10 protein-coding genes and 1 riboswitch are annotated in these 12,130 nt (G+C 29.8%); all 10 genes read left to right on the top strand.

Translation table 11 applies throughout. From position 1 onward, the window contains the following. Nucleotides 1–183 precede the first annotated feature (183 nt). The gene (locus KEC93_RS05800; RefSeq protein WP_077868888.1) at nucleotides 184–1,746 is read left to right on the top strand and encodes an AAA family ATPase; all 1,563 of its coding nucleotides are present in this window, start codon (nucleotides 184–186) and stop codon (nucleotides 1,744–1,746) included. Nucleotides 1,747–1,794: 48 nt separating this feature from the next. After that, a complete protein-coding gene (locus KEC93_RS05805; protein ID WP_077868887.1) occupies nucleotides 1,795–2,208 on the top strand; it encodes a HutP family protein in 414 nt (137 codons plus the stop codon). Between the two features lie 51 nt (nucleotides 2,209–2,259). Then, on the top strand, nucleotides 2,260–3,852 hold the full coding sequence (locus KEC93_RS05810) for an AAA family ATPase (protein ID WP_077868886.1): 1,593 nt from the start codon (nucleotides 2,260–2,262) through the stop codon (nucleotides 3,850–3,852). Between the two features lie 545 nt (nucleotides 3,853–4,397). Beyond that, nucleotides 4,398–5,414, top strand: a complete 1,017-nt coding sequence (locus KEC93_RS05815; RefSeq protein WP_039771287.1) for an ABC transporter substrate-binding protein — start codon at nucleotides 4,398–4,400, stop codon at nucleotides 5,412–5,414. Next, nucleotides 5,414–6,316: an ABC transporter permease gene (locus KEC93_RS05820; RefSeq protein ID WP_011968423.1), complete on the top strand. Its 903-nt coding sequence runs from the start codon at nucleotides 5,414–5,416 to the stop codon at nucleotides 6,314–6,316. Before KEC93_RS05815 ends, KEC93_RS05820 begins: the two co-directional genes overlap by 1 nt. After that, nucleotides 6,282–7,076 (top strand): ABC transporter ATP-binding protein, encoded by a 795-nt coding sequence (locus KEC93_RS05825; protein WP_011968424.1) that lies wholly within the window; start codon nucleotides 6,282–6,284, stop codon nucleotides 7,074–7,076. Before KEC93_RS05820 ends, KEC93_RS05825 begins: the two co-directional genes overlap by 35 nt. 983 nt (nucleotides 7,077–8,059) lie before the next feature. Beyond that, nucleotides 8,060–8,758, top strand: a complete 699-nt coding sequence (locus KEC93_RS05830; RefSeq protein WP_077868885.1) for a YveK family protein — start codon at nucleotides 8,060–8,062, stop codon at nucleotides 8,756–8,758. Nucleotides 8,759–8,769: 11 nt separating this feature from the next. Then, nucleotides 8,770–9,486, top strand: a complete 717-nt coding sequence (locus tag KEC93_RS05835; protein WP_077868884.1) for a CpsD/CapB family tyrosine-protein kinase — start codon at nucleotides 8,770–8,772, stop codon at nucleotides 9,484–9,486. A 946-nt stretch (nucleotides 9,487–10,432) separates the two neighbouring features. After that, a complete protein-coding gene (locus KEC93_RS05840) occupies nucleotides 10,433–11,197 on the top strand; it encodes a tyrosine-protein phosphatase (RefSeq protein ID WP_077868883.1) in 765 nt (254 codons plus the stop codon). Between the two features lie 90 nt (nucleotides 11,198–11,287). Continuing rightward, nucleotides 11,288–11,370, top strand: a riboswitch (cyclic di-GMP riboswitch). A 78-nt stretch (nucleotides 11,371–11,448) separates the two neighbouring features. Continuing rightward, on the top strand, nucleotides 11,449–12,120 hold the full coding sequence (locus KEC93_RS05845; RefSeq protein ID WP_077868882.1) for a sugar transferase: 672 nt from the start codon (nucleotides 11,449–11,451) through the stop codon (nucleotides 12,118–12,120). Nucleotides 12,121–12,130: the final 10 nt, after the last annotated feature.

Consider the following 12,130-nt stretch of genomic DNA (forward strand, 5'->3'; position numbering starts at 1 on the left):
TATCACATAAGTCTAGTTTTAAAGTTGGATATCTATAGCTTATAATTGATTTATATATGGCAAGATTTAATATAGGGGCTAAAGGGTAGAGAAATACTCTTTAGCCCTATTTTTTGTTTTATTAAAATAACTTATAGGATATAATATAATAAATCAGTTAAAGATCGGTGGTGTGTATAGAGTATGAAGAAAAGGTTTAATAGTACTGGGGTTTGTGTTTCAAGAAAATACTATATGGTTGACATAAGTAAGAAAATTGAACAAATAAAGAAACTTATAGATAATGAATTTTATTTTACTATAAATAGGCCTAGACAATATGGAAAAACGACGACTTTGAATGAGATAAATAATAGATTAAAGGATGTATATTTAGTTATAAATATAAGCTTTGAAGGAATTGGAGATATCGTATTCGAAGAGGAAAAAAGTTTTTGCAACAAATTTTTGAAGCTAATAATTAAAGATCTAGCATTTGTAGATAAAGAAGAAAGCAATAGGTTAGAAAATTTAAGTAGAGAGATTAATGACATTGAAGAATTATCAGAAATAATAACAAAGTTCGTTGAAAAAGCTAAAAAGGAAGTTGTTTTAATTATAGATGAAGTAGATAAAAGCTCAAATAATCAGTTGTTTTTAAGTTTTCTTGGAATGCTTAGAAATAAGTACCTTGGGAGGGAAGTTGGAAAGGACTTCACTTTTAAAAGTGTCATTTTGGCAGGGGTATATGATGTGAAGAGTCTAAAATTAAAAATTAGAAATAAAGAGGAAGCTAAATATAATTCCCCATGGAATATTGCTGTTGATTTCAATGTGGATATGAGTTTTTCGCCCAAAGAAATAGCTACTATGCTAAATGAATATGCAATAGAAAATTCTTTATCTATGGATATAGATAAACTTAGTGAAGAGATTCACTTTTTTACAGATGGATACCCGTTTTTAGTTAGCAGGCTATGCCAAATTGTAGATGAAAAAATTTATGAATTGGATAAAGGGCCTTGGGAGGGTGAAGATATACAAAAGGCAGTTAAAATTATTTTAGAAGAAAAAAATACTTTATTTGATAGTTTAATAAAGAACTTAGAAAACAATAAAGAACTTTATGATTACATTGAAGACATAATAGTAAATGGAAACGATAAGGGGTTTAATAGCTATAATCCAATTATAGAAATTGGAAGCACATATGGTTATTTTAAAAATAAAAACGGAAAAGTATCTATATCTAATAAAATATTTGGAGAAATAATATATAATTATATGATTTCAAAGCTTGAAAATAATTATAACAATATAGAAGAGTATAACTTTAAGGAAGCATTTATAAAAAAAGATGGTGGCTTAAATATAGAAAAAATACTTAAGAGATTTCAGCATTTTATGAAGGAGCAGTATTCTTCTAAAGATAGTGAGTTTATAGAACATCATGGAAGATTGTTATTTTTAGCATTTATAAAGCCTATAATAAATGGAACAGGATTTGATTTTAAGGAAGTTCAAGTTTCAGAAGAGAAAAGATTAGATGTAGTTATAACCTACAATAAGTTTAAGTATATAATTGAGATGAAAATATGGAGAGGTTTAAAATACCACGAAAAGGGAATCGAGCAGCTTTGTGATTATTTGAATATACATGATTTAAATAAAGGGTATCTCTTAATCTTTAATTTTAATAAAAACAAAGAGTTTAAAGAAGAAAGATCTAATATTAATGGAAAGGATATTTTTCAGGTATATGTTTAAGTTAATCAGATCAATGTTATAGGTTTAGATTGATTGGAGAGTGTAAAAATGGAAAGCAATAGTACAAGAGTTGCAAAGATAGCTACTAAAATGGCTATATGTGATAGACATGAAGAAGAGCATTTAAAGAAAGTATATGCAGAGAAGGGAATTAAAGTCACCGCAGTAAATATAGGTGGAAATATTAATTCATCGATAGCTAAAATACTTGAAAGTGCATTAGTTGCTGCAAAAAGAAACGAGTTAATAAGAGAAGAACATTTGCATGAAGGTGCTGTTATAGGTGCAACTAGAGATGCGGTAATTCAAGTTGCAAATAGAGCAAATGGGCAAAATGTAGGTGGAAAAATTGGAATAGCTAGAGGCGGAGAACATATTTCAGTGTGTATATTCTTAAGTATTGGACTTCTGCACTTAGATGAAGTAGTTATAGGAATAGGGCATAGGGCATTACCTTTATAGCAGGAAACAATTAACAGAATTAAATATTATTTATGGGATGGTGATAAAATTATGTTAAAAAAATTTAATGTCACTGGAACTTGCATTCCTAATAAACATTACATTGTAGATATTTCGAAAAAAATAGATAAAATAATGAAGCTTATTGATGGTGAAGAGTATTTCGTGATAAATAGACCAAGACAATATGGGAAAACTACAACTTTATTTTTACTAGATAATAAGTTAAAGGAATCAGAAGATTATTTTCCTATAAAGATAAGCTTTGAAGGTATAGGCGATTTGATTTTTGAGGATGAAAATAGGTTTAGTAAAGGTTTTATGAAAATATTAGAACGTACAATCGAGTTTGAAAATGTTGAATTATCAAAATTTATTTCTTCTAATAAAGAAAGCGTAGAAACCTTAGATGATTTATCCTATTTTATAACTAAATTTGTTAGAGAGATAAACAAAAAGGTAGTATTAATGATAGATGAAGTTGATAAAAGCAGTAATAATCAATTGTTTTTGAGTTTTTTAGGAATGCTTAGAAACAAATATCTTCTTAGAAGTGAAGGGCGGGATTATACTTTTCACAGTATAATTTTGGCTGGTGTCTATGATGTTAAAACTCTTAAAGTTAAAATAAGAAGTGATGAAGAACATAAATATAACAGCCCTTGGAATATAGCCTCAGATTTTGATGTTGATATGAGTTTTTCAAAAGAAGAAATAATGACTATGCTTGAGGATTATGTAGAAGATAAAAAAGTTATATTAGATAAAGAATACTTTTCAGAAAAGCTTTATTTTTATACAGAAGGATATCCGTTTTTAGTAAGCAAATTATGTAAGATAATAGATGAAAAGATAATGAGTGATAATGAATTTGTTTGGGAAAAGGAATATATGGATTTAGCTGTAAAAGAAATATTAAAAGATAGTAATACTAATTTTGAGAGTCTTATTAAAAATATAGAAAACAATGAGGAGCTATATGATTTTGTTAAAAGAATAGTATTAGATAACGAAAATATAAATTATATAAAAACAGATAATATAGTAAGTTTAGGAAGTATATACGGTATTTTAAAAGAAAAAGATGGAGTTTGTAAAATAAATAATAAGCTTTATGAGCAATTGATTTATAATCATATGATGATGAAAGTAATAAGGCAGGATAAGAAATCAGTTATGTCTCAATATAATTATAAGTCGAATTTTATAAAAGAGGATGGAAATCTGGATGTAAAAAAGATTTTAATAAAATTCTCAGAGTTAATGAAACACGAATACTCAGCGAAAAGAGAAGCTTTTTTAGAAGCAGATGGAAGATTACTATTTTTAGCTTTTATAAGTCCAATAATAAATGGCACAGGGTTTGCATTTAAGGAAGTACAGGGTGGAGATGAAAAACGTTTTGATATAGTCATAACTTATAATAAGAAAATGTATATATTAGAACTTAAGAAATGGAATGGAGAAGCTTACCACAAAAAAGGCTTAATACAGTTAAGTGAATATTTAGAACAGTATGGATTAGAAGAAGGCTATCTTTTAATATTTGATTTTAGAAAAACTAAAAACGAAACAGGAAAGCTAGATGAGGAATTTGTGAATTTTGGTGAAAAACAAAAAAGAATAATACAAGTATACTGCTGATATACATACATGAAAGAAAAGGGTTTGTTGCTAACGAATTTTAATCCGTTAATGCGACAACCCCTTTTTTGTGTTCTCTTATATATATGAAGAAAATAACAATTCACAATTATCAGTTCACAATGCACAATTAAGGAGGAAAAGCCGTCGGCTTTTCTAAATATATATATTGAAATCTTCATTGTAAATTGTGAGCTGTGAATTATGAATTGTGCATTGTGAATTATAAAATGTGAACTGTAAATTATGCATCGCGAATTGTGGATTACGAATTGAGCATTGTGCATTGTGAACTGTGCATTGTGAATTGATGTATAATTTTTATACTAAAAAACTAAAAAAGCTTGCAAAGTAAGGGTAGCAACTTTACAAGTATTTCAAAATATGATATCATAACTTAAAAGATTTATAAATTATTATCAATTTATTTGAATATTTATCATAAATATAGATATATAATTATGATTGTATTTATTGAGAAGGTAGTTGGCATTTTGAAGTATAGTAGGAAATTGATAATAAGAATATAGTAGGAGGATAGAAATATGGTAGGAAAAAAGAAAGCAGCCATGCTGCTATGTACAGTTTTAGTTGGAGGAATTCTTGCAGGATGTGGAAAGAGTGCAACGGATTCTAATAATGGAGGTGCTGCATCATCGGCAGTGAAGAATATTGGAGTGATTCAGTTAGTTCAACATGATGCTTTAGATGCGTCTAATAAGGGATTTGTTGATGGATTAAAAGAAAAGGGATATGAAGAAGGTAAGAATATTAAAATTGAACAACAAAATGCTCAGGGTGAACAAGCTAATGCTCAAACAATTGCTAAGCAATTTACAGATGCAAAGAAAGACTTGATTTTTGCAATTGCAACACCAGCAGTTCAAGCAGCTTATAATTCAACTAAGGATATTCCAATAATATTCACAGCAGTAACAGATCCTGTTAAAGCAGAAGTAGCAAAGGATTGGAAGAGCTCGGGAACAAATGTTACAGGTACATCAGATAAAGTTCCTGTGGACAAGCAAATAGAATTATTAAAAAAATTACTTCCAAATGCTAAAACAGTAGGAGTAATTTATAACACTTCAGAAACAAATTCTGTAACTCAAGTTGATGAGCTTAAAGCAGCGGCAGATAAACAAGGCTTAGCAGTAAAAGAAATTGGTGTTACAAATGTTAATGAGATAAATCAAAATTTAGCAAGTGCTTTAGGTCAAATAGATGTATTATATACACCTACAGATAACACAGTTGCTTCAGGATATGCGTTAGTAGGTAAACTTTGTTTAGATAAAAACGTTCCTATAATAGGTGCAGAAGAAGCAGTAGTAACTAAAGGTGGACTTGCTTCTATAGGAATAGATTATTACAAGCTAGGAAAAGAAGCTGGATATAAAGCAGCAGAAGTTTTAGATGGAAAGAAGCCATCAGATGTTGAAATAAGCACATTAAGTGATATGTCATTTACTATAAACACTGATGTAGTTAAGAAATTAAATATAACACTTCCAGCAGATATAGAATCAAATTGTAAAAAGGTAACTGGAGGCGTTGAGTAGTGGGTGTTTTAATAAATATTTTAGAACAAGGGCTGCTATTTTCATTAGTTTCAATCGGAGTATATATAACTTATAAAATTTTAGATTTTCCTGATTTATCAGTGGACTCTACATTCCCACTTGGGGCTGCAATTTCAGCAGCTCTTTTGGTAAATGGGGTTAATCCATGGATTAGTATAATAATAGCAACCTTAGGTGGAGCATTAGCTGGAGGAATAACAGCATTTTTGCATGTTAAGCTTAAAATAACAAATTTAATGGCTGGAATATTAGTAATGATAGGATTATATTCTATTAACTTAAGAATAATGGGAAAAGCAAATGTTCCATTATTTAATACTCCTAATTTATTTAAGTCATCAATTCCGGCTATAGTAGTGATTTTGATAATGGTTATTGTAGTTAAAATACTATTAGACTTATATTTAAAGACTAAATCAGGATTTTTGCTTGTAGCTGTTGGGGATAATGAACAAGTAGTTTCATCTCTTGGAGTAAATAAAGATTTGGTTAAAGTGTTAGGTCTTATGATAAGTAATGCATTAGTTGCACTTGCTGGGGCACTAACTGCACAATATCAAGGATTTAGTGATGTTGGAATGGGAACTGGTACTGTTGTAATGGGGCTTGCGGCAGTAATTATCGGAACATCATTATTTGAGAGATTATCTTTTATTAAAGTGACTACCTTATCAATACTTGGGGCAATCATATACAAGGCGGCAATAGCAATAGTATTAAAACTTGGATTAAATGCCAATGACTTAAAATTAATGACAGCTATAATTGTAGTTATAGCATTATGTTCTAATAGCGGTGTCTTGAAATTTAAGAAAAGAAAATCTGTTATAGGAGGTAGTGCTAAAGATGTTAAAAGTGAAACAACTATCCAAAGTGTTTAATCAAAATACAATAAATGAAAATAGGGTATTTGATAGATTATCATTGGATGTTAAGCAAGGTGACTTCATAAGTATAATAGGTTCAAATGGAGCAGGTAAATCAACATTGTTAAATATGATATCTGGAACTCTTGAAGCAGATTCAGGATCAATATTATTAGATGGTGATGAAGTTATTAATAAACCTGAATACGCAAGATCAAAGTCCATTGGGAGGGTTTTTCAAAATCCATCAATGGGTGTAGCACCTAATATGACAATATTAGAAAATATCGCTCTTGCAGATAATAAAGGGAAATCCTTTGGGCTTAGCTTTGGGATAAATAAAAAGAGGATAGATTATTACAAAGAGATGGTAAAAGAACTTAATTTGGGGCTTGAAGATAAGCTTTATAATAAAGTACAGCTTTTATCAGGAGGACAGAGACAAGCTTTAACTCTACTTATGTCAGTAATGTCTAAACCAAAATTATTATTACTAGATGAGCATACAGCGGCACTAGACCCTAAAACATCAGAAATAATAATGGATATAACAAGAAATATAGTAAAAGACAGCGGAATAACAACACTTATGGTTACCCATAATCTTAAACATGCTCTTGAAAATGGTAATAGACTTTTCATGATGCATAGAGGCAAGATTTTAGTTGACGTCAAAGGTGAAGAAAAAGAAAAATTAGATAATAATAAACTTCTTGGGCTCTTTGAAAAAGCTAATGGAGCAGAAGCTTTAAGCGATAGAACTTTATTTGGATAAACCACCGAAATAAGGGGCATGCATTTACTCCAGTTGCTAAGGATTTAGATGGATGTTTCTAAGAGTATAAGTTGTACCCAAAATGCTAGCCTCAAAAGTAAATTTTGAACTAGCATTTTAGAACAACTTATAATCAAGAAACATAGCCATCAAAATCCTAGATGCAACATTCCGTAAAAGCATGCCCTTTATTTCTAGTGTAGATATAAAGTAAAGTTATATAGTATTAAAACTCCACTTGTTGCAGCTTATTTTCAAATGCCTGCTGCATAAACATGTATCTCATTTCTGTTTTATGTATGAATAAAGTTTTGTGGGAATAATATTTTTTGAGAATCGGACTATGGATTTCTAAAAGTAAAAGTTGCATCCATTTTTGCATGCTCCTGAGGCAAAACTCAGGACAAGCAACAATGGAACAACGTCTACTTAAGGAATCCTATAGCTCTTTTCTCAATGCAACACTACGCAAAATAATAACTATAATGAAGTGGTAAGAAACTTATAGATCTTACTGCTTATTTTTGTTACATATATATCGAAACAAATAACTCCTCATGATGATTCGAAAAAATATCCCAAGAATTATGTCCCTAATAGCGAATTGAAGTAAGAATTGTACACTGTGCATTGTGCATTGAAGTAAGTATTGTGCATTAAAGAATGTGAATTTTATAAAAAAACATAACAAGTTTAATTACAAAATATAACTTATAGAAAAATTAGTGTAAAATATTTTGTTTTTTTATGTCTAATTTAAATACTAAGTATAATATAAGAAAAAATTATGATATAATGGTAAATAGTGATGTTATTAAATTTAATTAACTATTTAGGGGGAATATTTTTTTGAGAAGATTAATGAAATTAATGATGTGTGTAATTTTAGACTAAACCTTTACGACTGATTATTTGAAAAAATGATTTAAACCGAAAAAAATGGTACATGCATTTAAAAATAGAAATTATAGGGAGTTTGACAGATGAACGAAGAAAACATAAGAATTGAGGAGTCCATTAGGATCGAAGAAATAATAAATATATTATTAAAAAGATGGAAGATGATACTTTCAATAACTTTACTTGCAACATTAACGGCCGGAATTGTTAGTTTTTTTGTAATTGCACCAAAGTATGAAGCAAGCACAAAAGTATTTATAGGTAAAGAAAAGACAGATAGCAAGGATCAAAATTATAATAATAGTGATATTCAGATGTATCAGCAATTATTAAAAACTTATGCAGAAGTTATAAAGACTAATGCTCTCGTTGAAAAAGCTATTAATGCTGGAGATTTTGATTTAAAGGCAAAAGATGTACTTAAGGATTTAACTGTTACACCAGCAGCCAATACTCAGATTTTAGAAATAACATACATAAGCAAGGATAGAAATTTAAGTAAAGAAGTATTAGATTCTATAACGAATCAGTTTATAAAGACATCTACAGATCTTATACCAAATGGTAATGTTAAAATAGTAGAGCCAGCAGAATTGCCTGAAAATCCGGCTAGCCCTAATAAGAAATTAAATATTGCTATTGCATTTTTACTTGGACTTATGATCAGTGTTGGATTATCATTTTTATTAGAATTCTTGGATAGTACTTTTAAAAGCAAAGAACAATTAGAACAAATATTAGGAGTTCCTGTTATTGGTGCAATTCCTGAGGATTTGGAATAGGGGGATAAAAGATGTTTTCAGCAAAAAAATTACATAAAGCAGTAGCTAATCAAGACTATAGAGGCTTTGTAGTTGAAAAAAAGCCAAAGTCAATAGTATCAGAAGCTTATAGAACATTAAGAACAAATATTCAGTATTCATCTTTCGATAAGACAATTAAAAGTATTGTAGTTACTAGTGCGGAAGCAGCAGAAGGGAAATCTACTGTATCAGGTAATCTTGCATTATCTTTTGCTCAAAATGAGAAGAGAGTTATAATAGTTGATTGTGACTTAAGAAAACCTTCAGTTCATAAAAATTTTAAATTATCGAACTTAAGTGGATTATCAGAAGTTCTTATAGGAAAAGAAGATTTAGATAATGTAATACAAAGTCGTAACGAAAACCTTGATATACTAACATCTGGCAAGATTCCGCCTAATCCATCGGAAATGTTATCTTCAACTGCCATGACTAATTTGATACAAAAATTAGGAGAAAAATACGATATGGTAATTTTAGATAGTGCTCCACTTCAAGCTGTTACAGATGCTCAAATTCTTTCTACAAAGGTAGATGGAACTATACTTGTTGTAAGAGCACAAAGAACAAACAGAGAATCGGTAATTGATGCTAAAAATTCATTAACTAAAGTTGGAGCTAATATATTAGGTACTGTACTTCATGCAGTAGAAAATACTAGGGGTAAATACTACTACTATTATGGAAGCAGTGAAGAAGGTAAATAAAGTAATATAGATTTACATAATGATCTACCGAAAGTAGAAACATTGTTATTTCACAGGACTATGAAAATTTCGCTGAAAGTGCTAAATTGCAGGTTGCATCACTACTGCTTGCTCCCAATTTCATTGTGACAAGCAGTAGCTGAACAACCTACAATCAAGCACTTTTAACAGCTTATTTTCAAATGCCTGCTGCATAAAAATGTTTCTACTTTCTAGTGAGAATTCTATATGTAATATAAATTAGTTTTGTGAGTATATTTACCGAAAGAAGCGGAACTGTGTTGTTTTGATATGCTAGAGAATAGGATTGTGGATTTCTAACAGTAGAAGTTGTACCAATTTCTGCATGCTCCTGCGATAAGTTTCTGAAAAAAGGAAACTCGACTCACATACGTTCGCTGAGGAAGTTCGAGAATCCAAATATAAAATTTGGACTCTCACTTCAAATTGAACAACTTCTACTGAAGAAATACCTACAGCTGAATTCTTAATGAAACACTACACAAAGGAGTACCTCTTCTTTCTGGTATAGAGTATATTCAGGCATAGATATAGTTTGGAATATGGATATCTAATTGGACGGATATAGATAAATAATTATAATTTCTAGTAAAGACATGAATTCAAAGTTCTAGCAGATTTGTCTATCTAATAAGTAGAGGTTTAAATTGGATATATAATTACAGTTTAGCCTCTAATGTAACACTTCCACAAAAGCAAGACCTTTATTTCTAGTATAGAATATATTCAGGCATAGATATGGTTTGGAATATGGATATTTACTTGAAACAGATATAGATAAAAAATATAATTTCTAGCGAATTTGTTTATCTAATAAGTCGAAGATTTAAATTGCGTATCTATGAAAATTAGTTTTGTGAGTATATTTACGGAAAGAAGAGGGAAACTTTTACTGATTTTTTTATTTTAGAGGAGAGGGATAGTTATGATAGTTGATATTCATTCACATATAATACCTGGGATTGATGATGGGTCTAAGGATATGGAAATGACTTTGGAGATGCTTAGAAATGCTGAAAAAGATGGTGTTAAAGAGATTGTGGCTACTCCTCATTATTTGCTTGAGTATGGAGAAGCTACAATTGATGAAGTTAAGAATTATGTGAAGGAAATTAATAATATTTTAGTAAAAGAGAACATAGATATAAAGATATATAGTGGTCAGGAAGTTTATTATACTGAAAAGATGATAGAATATTATATGCAAGGGAATATTGGAACTATAAATGATTCTAGATATATGCTTATTGAATTTCCGATGAGAAAGTTTGATGAAAGTATATTCGATACTCTTTATGAACTTCAAGTGAGAAATATAGTGCCAGTAATCGCTCATCCAGAAAGATATATTCCTATTATAGAAGATCCTAAGAATATTAATAAGTTTATTAATGAAGGTTATTTGTTCCAAGTAAATGCTGGAAGTATAGATGGAAGATTTGGAGAAAAAGTTCAAAGGACAGCTAATGCACTCCTAAATAATGGTATATATAACTTTATAGGGTCAGATGCTCATAATATTAATAGAAGAAATACTGGTCTTAGTAAGGCTTTGGATTTAATAAATAAAAGTGAAATTAAGGATGTATTTAAAGATAGTTCTGAAAAAATGTTAAATAATGGGGAGATAAAGTTTTCAGGAGAGAAAATCAAAGAAAAAAAATCGATATTTTGGTTTTTAAAAAGATAAGCCCGTTAATTAGATGTCTAACTATGGAAGAAATTTCATGGGATGGATTGTCGAATCAATATTAACAAATTATTAATTATGTGGTATAATCTGAGACAGAGATGCGTTGAACCATATATTTATTTGGGCACTTTATATATGGTAAGTTATTAGTGCAACCGGCTTTAATTTAAGTTAAAGGTGGTTGTTTTTTATGAATGAACAAGGGGAAGTTTATTTTGCTAAAAATGATAAGGTTTAGGGGGAGTAGTATGCAGCAGTTAGAATTTAACAGTGAGGAAGTTTTGTTTAAAGAACAACTGGAAACGGAAGACAGCAGAATAGGATATTGTTTTTTAAAGAGAACTATGGATGTGGTTTGTTCATCTATTGGACTTATAATTTTAAGCCCAATATTTTTAGTTACAGCTATTTTAATCAGATTAGAATCTGAAGGAAACTCAATCTTTTCACAAGAGAGGGTCGGAAGAAATGGGAAAAAATTTAGAATGTATAAATTTAGATCTATGGTGGTCAATGCGGAAGAACTAAAGGACAAGCTAAGTGCTAAAAATGAAATGGCTGGACCAATGTTTAAAATGAAAGAAGATCCAAGGGTAACTAAAATAGGAAGATTCATAAGAAAAACAAGTATAGATGAATTGCCACAATTAGTTAATGTCTTAAAAGGTGAAATGAGCTTGGTTGGACCGAGGCCATCACTTCCAAAAGAAGTAGTGAAATTTGAAGATTGGATGATGGAAAGATTAATAGTTAAACCAGGACTAACTTGCTACTGGCAAGTGTCTGGAAGAAGCGACATTGGCTTTGAAGATTGGATGCGATTAGATGTTAAGTATGTTAGAGAGAGGAATACTCTAGTTGACATAAAGCTAGTATTAAAAACATTTGGGGTGTTTTTTGGTGATGAACATGCAAGATAGGGGAAGTAAT

The sequence above is a fragment of the Clostridium beijerinckii genome, from assembly GCF_018223745.1.
GTDB lineage: Bacteria > Bacillota > Clostridia > Clostridiales > Clostridiaceae > Clostridium > Clostridium beijerinckii.